Source organism: Brachybacterium sp. FME24 (genome assembly GCF_014897705.1).
In the GTDB taxonomy this organism is placed as follows: Bacteria; Actinomycetota; Actinomycetes; order Actinomycetales; family Dermabacteraceae; genus Brachybacterium.
This window is the reverse complement of record NZ_JABUXV010000033.1, coordinates 1-18,021: the sequence shown is the minus strand read 5'-3', so window position 1 is coordinate 18,021 and position 18,021 is coordinate 1. Positions and strand designations below refer to the sequence as shown.

The 18,021-nt window shown below is 70.5% G+C and carries 16 protein-coding genes and 1 other RNA gene; 10 read left to right on the top strand and 7 right to left on the bottom strand.

Annotated features, from left to right (window positions below):
- The first annotated feature begins 562 nt into the window (after positions 1-562).
- On the top strand, positions 563-1,876 hold the full coding sequence (locus INT51_RS21485) for an MFS transporter (protein WP_193107443.1): 1,314 nt from the start codon (positions 563-565) through the stop codon (positions 1,874-1,876).
- Between the two features lie 85 nt (positions 1,877-1,961).
- On the opposite strand, the gene INT51_RS21480 is transcribed toward INT51_RS21485, so the two are convergent.
- From INT51_RS21480 to ffs, 3 genes are all read right to left on the bottom strand, one after another.
- Positions 1,962-3,335, bottom strand: a complete 1,374-nt coding sequence (locus INT51_RS21480; RefSeq protein ID WP_193107442.1) for a TIGR01777 family oxidoreductase — start codon at positions 3,333-3,335, stop codon at positions 1,962-1,964.
- A 36-nt stretch (positions 3,336-3,371) separates the two neighbouring features.
- Positions 3,372-4,409 carry a type II CAAX endopeptidase family protein gene (locus INT51_RS21475; RefSeq protein WP_226986040.1) on the bottom strand — a complete coding sequence of 346 codons (1,038 nt, stop codon included), beginning with the start codon at positions 4,407-4,409 and terminating at the stop codon, positions 3,372-3,374.
- A 240-nt stretch (positions 4,410-4,649) separates the two neighbouring features.
- An RNA gene (gene ffs / locus INT51_RS21470) (signal recognition particle sRNA small type) lies at positions 4,650-4,746 on the bottom strand.
- 286 nt (positions 4,747-5,032) lie between these two features.
- Here ffs and INT51_RS21465 point away from each other — a divergent pair.
- Complete coding sequence (locus INT51_RS21465; protein WP_193107441.1) at positions 5,033-6,586, top strand: sodium:alanine symporter family protein; 1,554 nt, start codon at positions 5,033-5,035, stop codon at positions 6,584-6,586.
- A gap of 168 nt (positions 6,587-6,754) precedes the next feature.
- On the opposite strand, the gene INT51_RS21460 is transcribed toward INT51_RS21465, so the two are convergent.
- Complete coding sequence (locus INT51_RS21460; RefSeq protein ID WP_193107440.1) at positions 6,755-7,759, bottom strand: aldo/keto reductase family protein; 1,005 nt, start codon at positions 7,757-7,759, stop codon at positions 6,755-6,757.
- 131 nt (positions 7,760-7,890) lie between these two features.
- On the opposite strand from INT51_RS21460, the gene adh reads away from it, so the two are divergent.
- Positions 7,891-9,414, top strand: a complete 1,524-nt coding sequence (gene adh / locus INT51_RS21455) for an aldehyde dehydrogenase (protein ID WP_193107439.1) — start codon at positions 7,891-7,893, stop codon at positions 9,412-9,414.
- 429 nt (positions 9,415-9,843) lie between these two features.
- Positions 9,844-10,263: a DUF779 domain-containing protein gene (locus INT51_RS21450; RefSeq protein WP_226986043.1), complete on the top strand. Its 420-nt coding sequence runs from the start codon at positions 9,844-9,846 to the stop codon at positions 10,261-10,263.
- Between the two features lie 80 nt (positions 10,264-10,343).
- On the opposite strand, the gene INT51_RS21445 is transcribed toward INT51_RS21450, so the two are convergent.
- A complete protein-coding gene (locus tag INT51_RS21445) occupies positions 10,344-11,117 on the bottom strand; it encodes an SDR family oxidoreductase (RefSeq protein ID WP_193107438.1) in 774 nt (257 codons plus the stop codon).
- Positions 11,118-11,353: 236 nt separating this feature from the next.
- Between INT51_RS21445 and INT51_RS21440 the strand changes: the two genes are divergently transcribed.
- A complete protein-coding gene (locus tag INT51_RS21440) occupies positions 11,354-11,806 on the top strand; it encodes a DUF6463 family protein (protein ID WP_226986039.1) in 453 nt (150 codons plus the stop codon).
- A gap of 26 nt (positions 11,807-11,832) precedes the next feature.
- Here the strand turns inward: INT51_RS21440 and INT51_RS21435 are convergent, their stop codons facing one another.
- Positions 11,833-12,441: a MerR family transcriptional regulator gene (locus INT51_RS21435; RefSeq protein ID WP_193107437.1), complete on the bottom strand. Its 609-nt coding sequence runs from the start codon at positions 12,439-12,441 to the stop codon at positions 11,833-11,835.
- A gap of 147 nt (positions 12,442-12,588) precedes the next feature.
- On the opposite strand from INT51_RS21435, the gene INT51_RS21430 reads away from it, so the two are divergent.
- The 5 genes from INT51_RS21430 (at position 12,589) to sigJ (ending at position 16,582) form a co-directional block, all read left to right on the top strand.
- Positions 12,589-13,125 carry a DUF4188 domain-containing protein gene (locus INT51_RS21430; RefSeq protein WP_304502283.1) on the top strand — a complete coding sequence of 179 codons (537 nt, stop codon included), beginning with the start codon at positions 12,589-12,591 and terminating at the stop codon, positions 13,123-13,125.
- A gap of 169 nt (positions 13,126-13,294) precedes the next feature.
- Positions 13,295-14,071, top strand: a complete 777-nt coding sequence (locus INT51_RS21425; protein WP_193107435.1) for a phytanoyl-CoA dioxygenase family protein — start codon at positions 13,295-13,297, stop codon at positions 14,069-14,071.
- The gene (locus INT51_RS21420; RefSeq protein WP_193107434.1) at positions 14,068-14,970 is read left to right on the top strand and encodes an AraC family transcriptional regulator; all 903 of its coding nucleotides are present in this window, start codon (positions 14,068-14,070) and stop codon (positions 14,968-14,970) included. The genes INT51_RS21425 and INT51_RS21420 overlap by 4 nt, the downstream gene beginning before the upstream one ends.
- Before the next feature lie 86 nt (positions 14,971-15,056).
- Positions 15,057-15,644, top strand: a complete 588-nt coding sequence (locus INT51_RS21415) for a carboxymuconolactone decarboxylase family protein (protein WP_193107433.1) — start codon at positions 15,057-15,059, stop codon at positions 15,642-15,644.
- 35 nt (positions 15,645-15,679) lie between these two features.
- Positions 15,680-16,582, top strand: a complete 903-nt coding sequence (gene sigJ, locus INT51_RS21410; protein WP_193107432.1) for an RNA polymerase sigma factor SigJ — start codon at positions 15,680-15,682, stop codon at positions 16,580-16,582.
- 24 nt (positions 16,583-16,606) lie between these two features.
- On the opposite strand, the gene INT51_RS21405 is transcribed toward sigJ, so the two are convergent.
- The gene (locus INT51_RS21405) at positions 16,607-17,869 is read right to left on the bottom strand and encodes an FAD-dependent monooxygenase (RefSeq protein WP_193107431.1); all 1,263 of its coding nucleotides are present in this window, start codon (positions 17,867-17,869) and stop codon (positions 16,607-16,609) included.
- Positions 17,870-18,021 lie beyond the last annotated feature (152 nt).

Genomic DNA, 18,021 nt, shown 5'->3' with positions numbered 1-18,021 from the left:
CACGACGACCGCGCCCGCGACCGTCTAACCACGGAACGAAACCCAGGGCGCTTCACCAGGCACCAGGCACCAGGCACGAAAATGTCCCCGCAGGACCGATCCACCCAGCAACATCGGTCCTGCGGGGACATTTGCGTACCACCGGGCCTCGGGCACGGGGCGGCCAGGGCCGCGGGGCGGGCGCGGGGCCTCGGGTGCGGCCCCGAACCACCCCGGGCAGGGCGCGGGCCCGGCGACTCCGCACCCCTCGGGCGAAAATGTCCCCGCACGATCGATCCACCCAGCAACACCGGTCCTGCGGGGACATTTTCGTACCACCGGGCCGCCGGACCGGTACGCGGCGCGGGCACGGCGCAGGCGCAGGCGCGGGGCTGCTACGGGCGCGGCTGGGGCGCGGGGTGGTGAATCCGCGCACCACGGGCCCACGAGCCCTGGCCGGTCCCGCCGCCTGTCCCTAGAGTGGTCCTGTCAGATCGGCCCGGTCGCCCGGGCCCCCGCATGTGCATCTACCTCGGGTCCCTCAGCGGATCGTCCAAGGCGGCACCCACCGTCCGGAGTTTCGATGTCCACGCCGCAGACACCAGCCACCGCCCCGCAGCAGGCGCCCACCACCCTGCGCAGCGTCGCCGGTACCGCGTACTTCCCGATCGCCTTCGTCGCCCGGTTCCCCTTCGCGATGATGGTGGTCGGCACCCTCACCCTCGTCGTCTCCGCCCGCGACTCGATCGCGCTCGGCGGGCTGAACTCGGCGGTCGTCGGGCTGGGGGCGGCACTCGTCGGCCCCCTGCTCGGCGCCGCCGCCGACAGGATCGGCCAGCGCAGCGTCATCCTCGTCTCCGGGATCGTGAACTCCCTGGCGCTGCTGGCGATGGCGGCGATCGCCTTCAGCTCTCTGCCCGATGCCGCCGTGCTCGCGGCCGGCTTCCTCATCGGCGCCTCGTCCCCGCAGATCGGCCCGTTCTCCCGCAGCCGCCTGGTGCAGCTGATCCTGACCCGGCTGCCCTCGACCCGTCGGGCCCGCAGTCTGAACGCGACCATGGGCTACGAATCCGCGGCCGACGAGACCGCCTTCGTATTCGGGCCCGTCGTGGTGGGCCTGCTCGCGACCACGCTGAGCCCGGCGGCCCCCATGATCGGCGCTGCGGTGCTGACGCTCCTGTTCGTCACCGCCTTCGCCCTGCACCCCACCGCCACGGTCTCCGCCCCCACCGCTGAGGAGGCCGTGGCCCAGGCGCCGGCCCGGGAGCTGCGCACGCTGGGAGTGCTGGTGGTCGTCGCCGGAGCCCTCGGCGTCGGCCTCTTCTTCGGGACGGTCCTCACCTCGCTGACCGCCTTCCTCGCCGACACCGGTCACGGCGACTCCGCGGGGCTCGTCTACGGGGTGATGGGCATCGGCTCGACGATCCTCGCCCTGAGCATCACCCTGTTCCCCGAGGGGTTCCGCCTGCCTGCGCGCTGGCTGGTGTTCTCCGCGCTGATGCTGGCGGCGATGCTCGCCTTCGGTCTCGCGGGCGGGCTGCCCGGGATCATCGCGGCGATGGCGATCGCCGGCATCGGGATCGGGCCGACGATCGTGACGCTGTACAGCCTGGCCGCGGAGCGCAGCCCGCGAGGACGCTCGGCGACCGTGATGACCATGCTGGGCTCGGCCACGATCGTCGGCCAGTCCGCCGCCTCGGCCCTGACCGGTGCGGTCGCCGAGGGCGCCGGTTCGCAGGCAGCCATGTGGATGCCCGTCGGCGCCGCCGGCCTGGTGGTCCTCGCGGCTCTGGTCAACGCCCTGGGATGCCGCGATGCGACGGCCGCACCTGTCGAGGAGGCGCCCCTCCTCGAGGAGGCCCGGAGCCTCGCGGAGCATCCCGCCGAGCACCTCTGAGACCACCCGCGGCGAGGCACCGTCGGGAAGGTCCGGCACAGGTCATCGTGACGAATCCTGTGCGTCGGCCGGTCCCTCCGGAGCGTCAGCGCCGCAGCACGTGACGCAGAGCGTGCTCGAGCGTGGGGTGCGCGGCCTCGAAACCGCTCGCCTCGAGGCGGGCGTCGGAGACGTTCTGATCGGTCTGGACCAGCTCGTCCGCCCCGTCGGCGCCGAGCACGAGTCTCGGCCCGAACGCGGGCACCGGCACCAGAGAGGGGCGGCGCAGCACCGCGCCCAGGGTGCGGGCGAAGTCGCGAGCGGTCACGGGTTCCGGGCCGACGCCGTTGAGCGGGCCGTGCACGTCGGTGCTGAGCGCGGCGTGGGCGAAGACGCGCACCACGTCGTCCAGCGTGATCCAGGAGGTCATGGCGCCTGCCCGGGTGAGGCGGCCGCCGACGCCGGCGAGGAACATCGGCAGCTGGGGCAGGAGCGGCCCTCCCCCGTCGGACAGCACCAGCCCGGTGCGGACGAACGCGGTGCGGATCCCGGCGTCGACCGCGGCGTCGGCGGCGTGCTCCCAGCCGCGCACCACATCCGCGAGGAAGCCCTCGCCGCCTGGGTCCGCCTCGGTGAGCAGCTCACCGGACCGACGAGGACCGTAGTAGCCGATGGCGCTGGCCTGCACGAGGGCCGAGGGGCCGTTGTCCATACCGGCGAGGGTGCGCGCGATCAGCGCCGTGCCGCTGAGTCGGGAAGAACGGATGTCGCGGCGCACGACCGGCGTCCAGCGGGTGGCGAGGGAGCGGCCGGCGAGGTTGATGACGACGTCGACGCCCTCGAGGTCAGCCGGATCCAGGCGGCCCGCCTTCGGATCCCAGGAGATCTCCCCGGGGCCGACGCTCTCCTCGCGGACCATGCGACGCACGATATGCCCGCCGGTCTCCAGCAGCGCGGCGAGCTGCGTGCCGATCAGACCGGACGATCCGGTGATCGCGATGGTGCGGCGCGGGGTGTCGGCGAAGCGGGCGTGGAAGGTGAGGTCGTCGTGCAGCTGCCGGTCGCGGAAGGCGAGCAGGCGCCGCACCTGGGTCTCGACGAGGGGTTCGAACCGCTGGAGCCGGCGCGGCAGCTCGAGGTCGATGGTGTCGTGGACGAGAGTGCCGTGCCCGTCCGCGGCGAAGGAGTGCTCGTGGCGCCAGTCGCGCCATGGGCCGTGGACCTGCTGGTCGACGAAGCGCCCGGCGGTCTCGTCGTGCTCCCGATGGCGCAGCACCCAGTGGGGGCGCAGGAGATCCGGCAGCAGGGGCGGACCGAGGCGGGCACCGACGACCCGGCCGGCGTGCAGACCGCCCGCGGAAGGGTCATCGGCGCTGGCGAGGCCCGGCGGGGTGAGTCTGACGAGAGCGCCCGGCCTTTCGTGCCAGGCCAGGACATCGGGCTGTGGGAAGGGCACCCGATGAACGGTCTCGATCCTCACGAAAACTCCCTGCCTCGGCGGTGGTGTGCCGCCACGCTACGCACCAGCGGCCCGCACGGATAGCCCCGCACGACGATCGTGGGCCCCCGGCAGGGCGCGGCGGAGGGCAGCTCCGGCGTCGGCGGGCCGCGCGGGATGCTCGGCATCCGCGTCTCCGCCGGCGCCGGCATCGGCATCGGCATCGGCACCCGCGTTGGTGTCTCCGTCGGCGCCTGAGTCCACGTCCGCGTCGGCGCCAGCGCCGGAACTGCCATCATTCCCGGGCCCAGGAGCGACCCCGCCCGCGACGCGCAGCACCATCCAGGCCACCGCGATCCACAGCACCCAGGAGCTCAGATCCAGCACCCAGGCGACCCCCGGGCCCACTGGATCGAGCACGTTCTGCTCGATGGCCACGCGGACGCTGTTGAACAGGCCGTGGCCGATCACCGCGGCCCAGGCGGTGCCGGAGATCTCCCGCAGCGCCGACAGCAGCGGGGCCACCGCCACGATGGTGCCGAGGTACGTGACCGCCTCCCGCGGAGCCAGGCCGAGGGCGAGCACGATCGGCAGGTGCCACAGTGCCCACATCACGCCGATGATCAGCGAGGTCACCCAGAATCCGAGGGGAGCGAGCTCCCTGTGCAGCCAGCCCCGCCACCCGGCCTCCTCCCCGATCGCGAACGCGGCCTGCATCACGAACACGGCAGGCACTGCGGCGGCGAGGCCGAGCACGGGGATCGCGTCGGCCATCGGGGCGGCGCCGGCGCCGAGGCCGATCAGTACGCGGGCGAGCGGGACCAGGCTGAAGGCGGCGACAGCGCCGAGGGTGGCGATGCCGAGCAGCTTCCACGACGGCACGCCCAGCCCGAGCTCGCGCCACCAGGGTTCCTGCCGGCGACGGACGACGAGGGCGGCGAGGAGCGGGGACAGCTGGGCCAGTGGCACGAGGAGAACCACGGTCGCCGGGGGCAGGAGCCCGGTGGCGACTGGTGCTGAGAGGGCTAAGGTCACCGCGAGCGCGATCGCCAGGAAGGCGCCGACGCGAGGGAGATCAGGGGAGGTCGAGGAGGTGGCAGCTGGGGACCGGGACATCATGTGCTCCTGAGGGCCGTGCGCGGTGCACCGGAGCACCTGCGCGTCGACCTCCACCGTAGGAATCCGCCGCCGCCACCGGAAGGAGGATGTCCGCCTGACCGGGTAGGGAAAACCCCCAGGAACGACGCGCGTGACTGCGCCGGGCCCGCGCTCCCCATCGCGGTCGGCGTCGGCGTCGGCGTCGGATTCAGGCCGTCAGGTCGCCGTCCTGCCGTCGGGTCGCCCCGCTCCAGGGCATGAAGCGACCCCTCGTGCACCTGCCAGAGCTCACCTGCCCTTGCTGCCGTCAAGCCCTGGGGGAGTTCAGCAAGATGACACCGCACGAGGGGTCGCGACAAGTGTACGGGGTGGGGCGGCCTTGTTTCCAACCCGCCGGATGCACATCACCTCGCGGCTCCGCTCGGCGCAGCGGAGAGGCCCGGGACCACGTCACGACACCGTAACGAGGCTCACGAATGCGCAGTCCCCGACCGATGAACCGCTAGTGTGCCGTCAGCACTTGTCGGTGACCGCGCTCACACCCCGCCTATTGCCAAGGATGCCACCTGAGCGGCCCGCGACCACCGGCACCCTGTCCTTACCGACACGCCTGTCCGACAATTCCCACCCCAGGAGCCACTATGAGCATCGCCGATCTCGTCGGTGCCGCGAACGGGCTGATCTGGTCGATCCCGCTGATCGCCCTCTGCCTTCTCGCCGGCCTGTACTTCACCATCCGCACCGGCCTCCTCCAGGTGCGCAACCTCCCCGACATGCTGGCCCAGCTCAAGAAGGGCGAGAAGTCGAAGGACGGCACCTCCTCGTTCCAGTCGTTGATGATGTCGCTGTCCGGACGCGTCGGCATGGGCAACATCGGCGGCGTCGCCACGGCGATCGCCTTCGGTGGCCCCGGCGCCGTCTTCTGGATGTGGGCCTCCGCCTTCCTCGGCGCCTCCACCTCGTTCATCGAGTGCACCCTCGGTCAGATCTACAAGGAGAGGGATCCGGACACCGGTGAGTACCGCGGTGGCCCGGCGTACTACTTCGAGAAGGCCTACAAGCACAAAGCCCGTGGTCTGTCCGTCGTCTACGGCATCCTCTTCGCGGTCGTCACCATCATCGCGATGAGCTTCTTCCTGCCGGGCGTGCAGGCCAACGGCATGGCCTCGGCGATCCAGAACGCCTGGGAGATCCCGACGTGGGTCACGGCCATCGGCCTCGTGATCGGGCTCGGCTTCATCGTCATCGGCGGCGTCAAGCGCATCGCCCACTTCGCGGCCTTCGTGGTCCCCGCCATGGCACTGCTCTACGTCCTCATCGCGCTGGTCGTGTTCTTCCTGAACTTCTCCGAGATCCCCCGGGTGTTCAGCCTCATCTTCGCCAGCGCCTTCGGTGTCCAGCCGGTGTTCGGCGCGATCCTCGGCCTCGCGGTCAAGTGGGGTGTCCAGCGCGGCATCTACTCGAACGAGGCAGGTCAGGGCACCGGCCCTCACGCCGCTGCTGCCGCCGAGGTCTCGCATCCGGCCAAGCAGGGCTTCGCACAGTCCTTCTCGGTGTACGTCGACACCCTGTTCGTGTGCAGCGCTACCGCGTTCATCATCATCTCCACCGGCATGTTCAACACCTTCCAGGGCGAGTCCTGGCCGGGAGAGCTGATCTACGAGGGCAGTGGCGGCCTGAGCGCCGACGTCGAACCCGGCCCGGGCTTCGTGCAGGCGGGCCTGGACTCGGTCTTCCCGGGCGCAGGCCCCTCGTTCATCGCCATCGCCCTCTCGTTCTTCGTGTTCACGACGATCGTGGCGTATTACTACATGGCCGAGACCAACCTGAACTACCTCACCCGCAAGATGAAGAACCGCTTGGCGGCGCGGGCGATGCAGCGCTTGCTGCAGGCACTGGTGCTGGTCTCCGTGGCGTACGGCGCAGTGACCACCGCCGGTGCGGCCTGGGGCCTCGGCGACATCGGCGTGGGCTCCATGGCCTGGCTGAACATCGTCGGCGTCCTGTTCCTCCAGGGCCCGGCCCTGAAGGCTCTCAAGGACTACCGCCAGCAGAAGAAGCAGGGCCTGGACCCGCAGTTCGACCCGCGGAAGCTCGGGATCGAGAACGCCGAGTTCTGGGAGCTGCGCGCCGACAACCGCGTCCGCCCGGGCGAGGCCGGCGGGGAGCGCGAGAAGCAGCTCGACCGCGACTGACCCGTCGCCCCGCAGACAGCAGCGCCCCCCTCCGGATACTTCCGGGTGGGGGCGCTGCTGCCTGCGGCGACCGTCCTCAGTACTTTCGTGACGTCGCCGTCACGGGAGGAGGGGTGCCCGTCGGCCCGCATCTGCCGGCCCGCATCTGTCGGGCCGGCGACTCCGCCTTCAGGCCAGGCGCTGCGCCGGCGAGAGGGTCTTGGCGGGATCGGTCTCGGGGATCTCGCCGAGCACCTGGTCGATGCGTGCCTTCACGTCCGCCTCCAGCGTGACGCCCGCTGCCTTGACGTTCTCGGTGACCTGCTCCGGGCGGGAGGCGCCGATGATCGCGCCGGCCACGTTCTCGTTGCTGAGCACCCAGGCCACCGCGAGCTGCGCCATGGTCAGGTCGAGCTCGGCGGCGATCGGCTCCAGGCCCTGGACCGCCTCGAGCACCGGATCGTGCAGGAAGCGCTTGATCATGTCGGCGCCGCCCTTCTCGTCGCGGGCGCGCGAACCCTCGGGAGCCTCGGCACCGGGCTTGTACTTGCCGGTGAGGATGCCCTGCGCGATCGGGGACCACACGATCTGGGAGACGCCCAGCTCGCGGGAGGTGGGCACCACCCGCTCCTCGATCACGCGCCACAGCATCGAGTACTGCGGCTGGTTGGAGACCAGCTGGATTCCGAGATCGCGCGCCAGCTGGTGGCCGGCGCGGATCTGATCCGCGTTCCACTCGGAGACGCCGATGTACAGCGCCTTGCCGGAGCGGACCACGTCGGCGAAGGCCTGCATCGTCTCTTCCAGCGGGGTGGCGTAGTCGTAGCGGTGCGCCTGGTAGAGGTCGACGTAGTCCGTCTGCAGGCGCCGCAGCGAGGCGTCGATCGACTCACGGATGTGCTTGCGGGACAGGCCGGTGTCGTTGTGGCCCTGCGGGCCGGTCGGGAAGTAGACCTTGGTGAAGATCTCCAGCGATTCGCGCCGTTCGCCCTTCAGCGCCTCGCCGAGCACGACCTCCGCCGCGGTGTTCGCGTAGGTGTCCGCGGTGTCGAAGGTGCTGATTCCGGCGTCGAGCGCGGCGCGTACGCACGCGGTGGCGCGCTCGTCCTCGACCTGGGAGGCGTGGGTGAGCCAGTTGCCGTAGATGATCTCGCTGATCTTGAGGCCGCTGCGGCCGAGATGACGGTGTTCCATGCGACTCAGCCTACGGCCACCGGCGAGGGCCTAGGATGGTGGTCCACGTCACGACGCGGCCTGCGGCTCACCCCGACCGGCGGCCGACCCGACCGCGTTCCCGTCTCGATGAAGAGCACTGAGGAGAGCACATGAGCGTCTACGCACGTCCAGGCACCGAGGGCGCGAAGGTCACCTTCAAGTCCCGCTACGAGAACTACATCGGGGGCCAGTGGGTCCCTCCCACCAAGGGGGAGTACTTCGAGAACCCCACCCCCGTGACCGGTCAGATCTTCTGCGAGGTGGCCCGCTCCACCTCCGAGGACATCGAGCTGGCCCTCGATGCCGCGCACGCCGCGGCACCGGCCTGGGGAAAGACATCGGTCGCCGAACGCGCCCTCATCCTCAACAGGATCGCCGACCGCATCGAGGAGAACCTCGAACTCCTCGCGGTCGCCGAGACCTGGGACAACGGCAAACCCATCCGGGAGTGCCTGAACGCGGACCTGCCGCTGGCCGTCGACCATTTCCGCTACTTCGCCGGCGCGATCCGGGCCCAGGAGGGCGCCCTCTCGCAGCTCGACGACGACACCGTCGCCTACCACTTCCACGAACCGCTCGGCGTGGTCGGGCAGATCATCCCGTGGAACTTCCCGATCCTCATGGCCGTCTGGAAGCTCGCCCCCGCCCTCGCGGCCGGCAACTGCGTGGTCCTCAAACCCGCCGAGCAGACCCCGACCTCGATCCTGGTGCTCGCGGAGCTGATCGGTGACCTCCTGCCCGAGGGCACGCTCAACATCGTCAACGGCTTCGGCGCCGAGGCGGGCAAGCCGCTGGCCTCGAACAAGCGGATCGCGAAGATCGCCTTCACCGGCGAGACCACCACCGGCCGACTGATCATGCAGTACGCCTCCCAGAACCTGATCCCGGTCTCCCTGGAGCTGGGCGGCAAGAGCCCGAACCTGTTCTTCGAGGACGTCGCCTCGGCCAAGGACGACTACTACGACAAGGCCCTCGAGGGCTTCGCGATGTTCTCGCTCAACCAGGGCGAGGTATGCACCTGCCCCTCCCGCGCGCTCGTGCAGGAGTCGATCTACGACTCCTTCGTGGCCGACGGCATCGCCCGGGTGGAAGCGACCAAGCAGGGCGATCCGCTGGATACCGACACCATGATCGGTGCGCAGGCCAGCAACGATCAGCTCGAGAAGATCCTGTCCTATCTCGACATCGGCAAGCAGGAGGGCGCGAAGCTGCTCACCGGTGGTGAGCGCGCCGATCTCGGCGGGGACCTCAGCGGCGGCTACTACGTGACGCCGACGGTGTTCGAGGGGAACAACTCGATGCGGATCTTCCAGGAGGAGATCTTCGGGCCGGTGCTCGCCCTGGCCCGCTTCTCCGACTACGACGACGCCATCGCCCAGGCCAACGACACCCTCTACGGGCTCGGCGCAGGTGTGTGGAGCCGGCAGCAGAACACCATCTACCGCGCTGGCCGTGCCATCCAGGCCGGTCGCGTCTGGGTGAACAATTACCACTCCTACCCGGCGCACGCCGCGTTCGGCGGCTACAAGTCCTCGGGCTTCGGCCGCGAGAACCACCTGATGATGCTCGACCACTACCAGCAGACCAAGAACCTCCTGGTCAGCTACTCGGAGAAGAAGCTCGGCTTCTTTTGAGAGATGCGGCCGACGGGCCGGGTCCGCGAGCATCGCGGCCCGCCCGTCGCCCCCACCGCGGAAGGAAGGACCATGTCCGATCACCCGACCGCTCGCGACGCGACGATCCCGCCGCCCAGCGAACCGCCCATGACGCCGCCGGGGCAGCCGCCCACGGCGCCGCCCACCATGCCGCCGACCGGTCCTCCCGGGCCCCCGCCCACCGGGCCGCCGGCGCCGGAGCCCGGCCGCCCGCCCGCCCCGGATCCCGGCCCTCTCGAGCCGCCGGAGACCGAGCCGGCGCCCGAGCAGCCGCCACCGGACCAGCCGCCGCCCGGCGCGCCGCCGCGGACGTCTCTCGGACGGTACGACGCGCGACTGTCGGACCGGGCTCCGGCGCTCGACGCCGAAGTGCCCGCTCCGGTTCCAGGACAGCCGCCCGCGCCCGACCTGCCGGAGCCCACCCCGGCCGACGACACCCTCGAGGCGGAGCCCACCATCGAGGGCGAGGACTTCTCACGGGTCGCGTTCACCCAGGACGCGGTCGCGATGCTGCACCGCCTCATCGACCGCAACGGCCCGCTGATGTTCCATCAGTCCGGTGGCTGCTGCGACGGCTCCTCCCCCATGTGCTTCACGGCCGGCGACTTCATCACCGGCGACGCCGACGTGAGGATGGGCCACGTCGAGGTGCCGCTGCCGGACGGCTCCACCTCGCCCTTGGATTTCTGGATGAGCCGGGAGCAGTTCGCCTATTGGCGCCATACGCACCTGACCATCGATCTGGTCGATGGTCGCGGCGGCGGCTTCAGCCTCGAATCCCCCGAAGGAAAGAGGTTCCTGACCCGCTCACGGATGCTCGAAGCCTGAGCACCGCCTGGCGCCCGGCTGCCCGCTCGAGGCGCCGCCGGCGAAGTGCAGCAGTCCGGCCCGCACCAAGGGCCTCGCGCTCACGCCTCACCTCGCGTGACGTGCTCGGCGAGGAACTGCTCGAAACCGATCGTGCCCACGGCGTTCGCCGGTGTCAGGTTCCAGCCCGCAGCGAATCCGGTCGCGATGGAACCGGGCAGCGGCACGCGCACCACACGCCCACGCCCACGCCCACCATGGGCGTCGTGGTGCATCCGGGCCAGCCGATCCATGCCGATCACGTCAGGACCCCCGATGTCCGGGGCCATGCCGACCGGGTCCCCGGCGACCAGTTCGCCGAGGCGTCGCGCGACGTCCCGGGTGTGGATCGGCTGGAACCGGAATCGCCGGGCCACCACCGTGACCGGTGACCACCGTTGCACCGCGAAGAATCGTGCGATCAAGTCATGGAACTGGGTGGCACGCTGAATCGTGTACGGCAGCCCCGACGCGGCCACGACCTGCTCGGCTGCGAGCTTGGTCCGGTAGTACGGCAGGCCGATGTGGTCGATGCCGACGATGGAGACGTAGACCAGGTGCGGATTCTGACCGGAGCGTCGAGCCGCAGCGACGAGTCGTCGGGTCGCTTCCACATCCCCTGTGCCGGTGGCGCAATGCACGATCGCCTCGACGCCTTCCACGGCGGCTGACAGGCCCATTCCGGTCGTGAGGTCACCGACCTCGCGGAGAAAGGGCCCCGGTTCGCCGTCTGCTCGGCGAGTGAGCACCGTGACCTCGTGGTGCTCGTCGGCGAGTCGCCGCACGACGTCTTTCCCGAGGGTGCCGGTTCCGCCGGTCACCAGAACTGATCGCATCCGTCGTCCTTCCGTCATCCGCCCGTGCTCGGTCGCGCCCCCGAAACGGCCGGGGCCTCCCGTTCACGGTGACACCAGCGGCGACACGACGCCAGGGCATTTCTCCTGCAGCGGCGCATGGGGCAGCTGAGCCGGAGGACTGCGGCGTGTGCTTCTGCGGCGTTCACCCTCGCAGGGGAGAGGAACCACCCTCGCGAGGGAATGCACCTGATGCCATACCGGAGAGAGTCGTGGACATGACCACCGAACGTGCGCCATCCACCACCCAGACCATCCCGGGGAGCGTCTCGACGCGCTCGGACCGACTCACGATCACCGCCGGAGCATTGTTGCTCGCGATCGCCGCGCTGCACACCCTCGCGTTCGCGTTCCACCCGTACTGGGGTGCCTGGCTCGCCGGCCCCTTGCGAACCGGCACCGACTCGCTGCATTCTGCGGTGCAGTTCTGGGGGCTTCCGGGCGGGTTCGTCGTTCCTGGGGCGCTCCTGGCACTGCTGATCATCCGTCTCGGCCGGCGCGGGCAGACCCCGCCTGCGTACACCGGCTGGACTCTTGGCCTGTGGGCGGCACTGTGCCTCTGGATCGTGGGACCGAGCGGATTCGTCTTCGTCCTTGCGCCGGCCATACTGCTGATCATCGCGAGTCGCCGGGCACGGCGACATCTCCTGCACGTCGAGCAGGGTGACTGACTGACCCCCGAACCGTTCACGGATTCTCACCCCTGGACAGAGATCGCGCGCTGGGCGAGAAGGCGCAGGGCGGAGAGCACCGGCTCCAGCATGACCGTGCCGACGACGACGCGGCGCACCGCGTCGTCGGCCCCCGGAGGCACGGCGGCGACGTCCACCCGGGCCACCTGCTCGACAGCATCGGCGTAGTCATCCATCATCGAGTCCTCCACGTGGACCCCGGCCTGCTCACAGGCCTCCCAGGCCCGCTCGAGGCGCTCGACGACCCGGTCCCCCGGCCCCGTCGGCCAGCCGCGCGCGGCCACCCACGAGTGCGCACGGCCGACGGACGCGGCGCTGTCGTCAGGCTCGGGGTCGACCCTCCCGGTCAGCGCATCCTGCGCGGTGGCCAGCACATCCAGCCGCTGCGGATCGGGCGCGTCGATGACGGCGATGATGCGACGCACGGCGGCGATCCCCAGCCCGCCGGCGTCGGTCAGAGCCCGCACCAGGCGGATCCGCTCGACGTGGGACTCGTCGTACTCGGCCGTGGTGCGGGAGGTCTGCCGGCCGGGCGGGAGCAGCCCTTCTCGCAGATAGAACTTGATCGTGCCGACGGACACCTCGGTCCGTGTCGCCAGGACAGAGATCCTCATCCCGCCTCCTTCCCAGGGGCAATGCTCGATTCGGGGCTGGGAGCCGATTCCTCTCCCGGGCGATCCGACGCTCGAGAGCTCTTGACTTCCGAAGCGGGCGGACCGACGCTTAGAAAGTACCACTTTCTAGTCAAGGAAGGACCCATCGTGGCGACTTCGATCCGCACCCACCGCAAGAAGCCTCCGACCCGCCCGCCGAACCTGACCCACTCGCCGGTGGACGGCCTGGTCGTCTTCCACATCGGAATGACCGTCCACAAGCCGCTGCGCGCCGACCTCTGGCTGCCCGTCGCGGCAGCGATGCCCCGGATGCTCGCAGAGCTGTATCGCAACAAGGCCGCCCACGAGGAGGAGGGATCGGAGGATCTCGGCTTCCTCAGCGCAGAGACCTTGATCGGACCGAAGGGGCCGTGGGTGGTGCAGTACTGGAAGAGCATCGAATACCTCTACTCCTACGCCAGACTGGGCTCGAGCGAGCACCTGCCCGCATGGAAGGCGTTCAATGCGACGGCCCGCAAGAACCCCGGCGCGGTGGGGATCTGGCACGAGACCTACGCGGTCCCGGCCTCGGGCATCGAGTCGTTCTACGGCAACGGCGCGAACCTCGGCCTGGCCGCGGCGGTGGGTTCCGCGCCGCTCGCCTCGCGTGGGCGCACCGCCCGGGAGCGCCTGGGCACCGTCTGATCCCGTCCGCCCGTCCGCCCGCCTGCCCATCTCGCCGTCCGTCCGCCTACCCGTCTGTCCGTTTGGCGAACATGCGCGTCCGCCCCTGGCATGGCCCACCCTCGAGGGTGTTTCCTAGGCTCGAGCGAGCAGGATCCGATGACCACTCACCCCGACGGAAGAGTCGACGATGACAACCCTCTCCACCTCCCCCACCGACCTCGACACCCTGGCCGACACCTACGAGGAGCAAGGTTTCGTGCTCGTCAAAGGCCTGCTCAGCAAGGAGGAAGCGGCTGACTACCGCGCTCGCAGCCACGAACTGATCGAGCGTCTCAGCCGCGGCGACGACCCCACCTGGGATGCCGCTGAGGGCGTCGCCATGGGGCAGAAGACCAGTCTCCAGCACCTCCACGACGCCCAGTTCTACGATGCCGCGTACACGCGACTGCTCACCGATCCGCGGTTCACCTCGGTCGCCGCGGCCGTTCTTCGCACTCCGGGCGTGCAGCTGCATCACACCAAGATGTTCATCAAGCCGCCCGAGAACGGGTCCCCGTTCCCGCCGCACCAGGATCACCCGTTCTTCCCCCACACGCATCACCGGGTCGCCGCCGCGATCTTCCACTTCGACGACGCCCCGGACGCGAAGGGATGCGTGCGCGTCGCGCCCGGCAGCCACAAGGAGGGGCCGCGAGAGCATGATCCCAAGGGCAGCTTCCACCTGCCCGACTTCCCGCTCGATCAGATGGTGCCGCAGGAGGCCGAAGCCGGGGACGTCCTCTTCTTCACCTACTTCACGGTGCACAGCTCCGGCATCAACACCAGCGACGAGGCGCGCACGACCTGGCTGGTCCAGTTCCGCGACCCCGCCGATCCGCCCCTGACCGACCAGCACAACCACTCCCTGGGCCAGGGCCTCATGCTCGCCGGCAGCGACCCGACCGGACGCGCGCAGCAGGCGTGATCCTGAACCAGGTCGCCGAGGCGACCGCCTTCGTCGACCTCGTCGGGCTCCTCGAGTCCGGCGAGGTCGACGGGTTCGACGTCGACTTCCTCAGCTGGGGATTCTACGAACCCTCGTACTGGCGCAACTACGCCCACACGCACTCGTACTTCGAGGTGTGCCTGGCCTATTCCGGTCAGGGCACATTCACCCTCGGCGAGGCCACCCACCCCGTGAGCTCCGGAGACGTGTTCATCGCCCGCCCCGGTGACGTGCACGAGATCGTCTCCAGCCGCACCTCGCCCCTGGGCATCGCGTTCTGGGGATTCACCCTCCAGCAGAGCGCCGCCACAGCGACCTCCCGACGCGGCTGGTGGACCGGGCTCGTCAGCGCGGACCGGCCCGACGTCTCCACGTCCCTCGAAGGCCTGCCCGAACTCGTCGTCGCCCTGGCCGCCGAGGCCAGCGCACCCCGTTCCGGGCACCAGAACGTGCTCGCGGCGCTCGGAGCGGCGCTCGTCGTCAGGACCGGCCGGGCCTTCGCCTCCGCCGACGACCTGGCGATCGACGTCGTCTCCACCGACCGCACCACCTCGACGGTGGCGGCGATGGAACGCTATCTCTCGGACAACCTCGGCCGGACGATCTCCGTGCGGGACGTCGCCGCGGTCGTCCACCTGTCGACCCGACACGCCGAACGGCTGTTCGCCCAGCAGACCGGCTCCTCACTGATGGCGGCGCTGCGTCGGCTCCGGCTCGAGCGCGCGGCCCATCTGCTGCTGGAGACCGAGGATCCCGTCGCCCACGTGGCCCGGGCCTGCGGGTACCCCGAAGCCCGGGCGTTCATCACCGCCTTCCGCCGCCACTACGGGCAACCTCCCGGCTCCTTCCGCTCCCATGGGGGCACCCTGCACCTCTGAGGCGCAGCGATGTCACAGGATCGCTGCCGATGGTGTCCTCTTTCTGACGGGCCCTGTTCCGGGGTCCACCGAGCAGAGGAGACATCATGTCCGCCATCGCGCCGCTGCACCCACTGCCCCCGCGCCGCCCCACGGCCCGCGTCCCCCTGGACCGTGACGGTCGGTTCGAACGGGCGGCCAGCTGGGCCGTCCGCCGGGTCTACGGGAAGGTCCTGGATCCCCTGAAGGCAGCCTTCCACCACCGCCCCGTCCTGCTGTCCATGCTCGCACTGGAGGGCACCGCCTCGCGGTGGAAGACGCTCTCACCGACGCTCCAGGCTCTGGCCGTGATGGCCTCCGCACGCGAGATCGGCTGCTCGTGGTGCATGGACTTCGGCTACTGGGAGTACCACCACCAGGGCGTGGACCCGCAGAAGCTGCGGGCCATCTCCGACTGGCGCAGCAACGAGGCATACTCCCCGCTCGAGCGGTCCGTCCTGGAGTACGCGGTCGCCGCGACCGCGACTCCGTCGACTGTCACCGACGAGTTGGTGGCACGGCTGCGCGAGGACCTGAGCGACGCGCAGGTGGTCGAGCTGGCGAGTCTGGTCTCGTTGGAGAACTACCGCTCCCGCACCAATGCCGGGTTGGGACTGACCAGTCAGGGCTTCGAAGGCAGCTGCGACGTATCCTGACCGCAGGCGGACCGAGCACAGGAGCACGGGAGCACATGGGCGTACACCGCGACGATGAGAGCCGACCCCTCACGCACACCGCAGCGTTCGAGACGAACCGCGGCGCCATGTTCGGCGTCGCGTACCGCGTGCTCGGCACGGTGCAGGACAGTGAGGACGCGATCCAGGAGACCTGGCTGCGCTGGCAGGACGTGGATTTCGCCGGTGTCCGCGAGCCGCGGGCATATCTGCTCACGGCCGTCACCCGTGCCGCCCTGAACACGGTGCGCTCCCATGGTCGCCGTCGCGAGGAGTACCTCGGTCCCTGGCTCCCGGAGCCCGTGTCCACCGGAGTCGGTTCCGATCCCGCCCGCGCCGCGGAGCTGGCCGACGATGTGTCGCTCGCCCTGCTGGTGGTCCTGCAGTCCCTGTCCCCGCTCGAGCGCGCCGCCTTCGTGCTGCGGGAGGTCTTCGGCACCTCGTACGCCGACGTCGCCGAGACCCTCGATCGCTCCGAGCCCTCAGTGCGTCAGCTCGTCCACCGCGCCCGCGCGCACGTCCGCGACAATGCCCCGCGCCACCCGGTCGACACGGCCACGCACGCGGCGGTGACCGAAGCGTTCCACAGCGCCGCGTTCGGCACCGGGGACCTGAAGGACATGATCGCCGTCCTCTCCCCGGACGTGGTCCTGACCACCGACGCGGGGGGACACGCGAAGGCTGCGTTCCGCCCCATCCGAGGCGTCGACAAGGTGCTGCGGTTCGTGGCAGCAATTCTCGTGAAACCCGAGGTGGTGGCACTGGCGTGGGTGGAGCGCGAGGTCAACGGGCGCCCCGCCCTGGTGGGATACGAGGGCCCGCGCATCGACTGCGTGATCTGGCTCGAGATCGATGCCGCCCTGGTGACCCGCATCGACATGGTGCGCAATCCGGACAAGCTCGGCGCCGTCCGGCTCTGACCTGTCATCCCGCGGCGGCCACGTTCAGGCCGCGATGAACTGCCTGGAGACCAGCCTGCTGACCCCGGGCAGCCCGATGGCCCGTCGCGCCACCTGCTGGACGCGCAGCTGCAGCGGGGTCGCAGGGATGAACGCGGAGGCGCTCAGACGTCCCGAACGCTGGGTCCTCTCGACCGTCGGCCGCCACCGTCGTTCGTACTCGGCGAGACCCACGTCGATATGCGGCCCCGCAGCGCGCAGGCTCCTGGCCAGGGCCTCGGCGCCGGCGATCGCGAGGGAGGTCCCCTGCCCGGCGAGGAGCGACGGGGCGTGGGCGGCGTCCCCGGCCAGCACCACGCGGCCCCGGCTCCAGCGGGGCGCGACGCTCTGGGCGACGAGGTCGTCGTAGAAGGATTCCGGGGCATGCGAGAGCGCCTGGTCGATCTGCGGGTGCAGGCCGGCGAATTCCGTCTGCAGGCGCGCGCGATCTGCGGTGGGTCGTTCCGTGATCGCCGGATCGACCCGCTCGGAGAACATCACGCCGACCCTGGCGGCGTCGGCCGCATACAGCCAGCCGACGCGCTCGACAGTGTCTGTCATGAGCATCCGCTCCCCCAGCTCCCCGGCGAACTGCGGGTCCTCGAAGAGATAGCTGGCCGCGCGGTATCCCATCGGCAGGATCGCGCCGTGGCCGGGGGCGACATGCTCCCGAACCGGGGAACGGACTCCGTCGCAGGCGATCACGAGATCCGATTCGAGCACCTCGCCCCCCTCGATCTCGACCGCAGCTCCTTCCCGGCCCAAGTCCCGATTCGGCCCAGCGCCCGCCGCGGTATCGGCGTCCCGCACACCCGACGCGATGCCGGCGTCCCGCACACCCGACGCGGCGCCGGCGTCCCGCACGCCGGACGCGGTGCCGATGTCGCGCACGCCGACCACGCGGGCGCCGTAGCGGAGGTCCACGGAGGCCGGCAGCTGCGCGAGGAGCCCGAGTTCCACCTCGGGGCGGAGGATCGAGAAGTAGCGCCCGCCGGCGGCCTTCACCAGCGGAGCCACGTCGATGGTCCCGCTCTGGGTGCCGTCGGGAAGGCCGTAGCGAACGCCCTCGAACGCGTGACCGCGTGAGCGCAGCTCCTCGATCACGCCCATGCGCTCTGCGGCGAAGAATCCAGGGCCGAAGAAGTCGATCATGTAGCCGTCGCCGCGCGGGCCCGGCGAGGATTCGAGCACGGTGACGTGGTGGTCGGAGGCAAGCTCATGGGCCAGCGCGAGCCCGCAGACTCCACCGCCGACGATCGTGACATCCATGCCGCCGAACCTACCCGCTGCATGCCCGCCGCCGCATCCAGAATGCGGTGGTGGCGACGGGGACAGCGCCGCGCGGCCCCCGCCCGTCCGCAGCGGCTCGCCGGTCGCCGGTCGCCGGTCGCCGGTCGCCGGTCGCCGGTCGCCGGTCGCCG

Coding starts and splice junctions, on each gene's coding strand:
- INT51_RS21485 (WP_193107443.1), top strand. CDS start 563: ATGTCCACGCCGCAGACACCAGCCACCGCCCCGCAGCAGGCGCCCACC.
- INT51_RS21475 (WP_226986040.1), bottom strand. CDS start 4,409: ATGTCCCGGTCCCCAGCTGCCACCTCCTCGACCTCCCCTGATCTCCCT.
- INT51_RS21465 (WP_193107441.1), top strand. CDS start 5,033: ATGAGCATCGCCGATCTCGTCGGTGCCGCGAACGGGCTGATCTGGTCG.
- INT51_RS21460 (WP_193107440.1), bottom strand. CDS start 7,759: ATGGAACACCGTCATCTCGGCCGCAGCGGCCTCAAGATCAGCGAGATC.
- adh (WP_193107439.1), top strand. CDS start 7,891: ATGAGCGTCTACGCACGTCCAGGCACCGAGGGCGCGAAGGTCACCTTC.
- INT51_RS21445 (WP_193107438.1), bottom strand. CDS start 11,117: ATGCGATCAGTTCTGGTGACCGGCGGAACCGGCACCCTCGGGAAAGAC.
- INT51_RS21440 (WP_226986039.1), top strand. CDS start 11,354: ATGACCACCGAACGTGCGCCATCCACCACCCAGACCATCCCGGGGAGC.
- INT51_RS21435 (WP_193107437.1), bottom strand. CDS start 12,441: ATGAGGATCTCTGTCCTGGCGACACGGACCGAGGTGTCCGTCGGCACG.
- INT51_RS21425 (WP_193107435.1), top strand. CDS start 13,295: ATGACAACCCTCTCCACCTCCCCCACCGACCTCGACACCCTGGCCGAC.
- INT51_RS21415 (WP_193107433.1), top strand. CDS start 15,057: ATGTCCGCCATCGCGCCGCTGCACCCACTGCCCCCGCGCCGCCCCACG.
- sigJ (WP_193107432.1), top strand. CDS start 15,680: ATGGGCGTACACCGCGACGATGAGAGCCGACCCCTCACGCACACCGCA.
- INT51_RS21405 (WP_193107431.1), bottom strand. CDS start 17,869: ATGGATGTCACGATCGTCGGCGGTGGAGTCTGCGGGCTCGCGCTGGCC.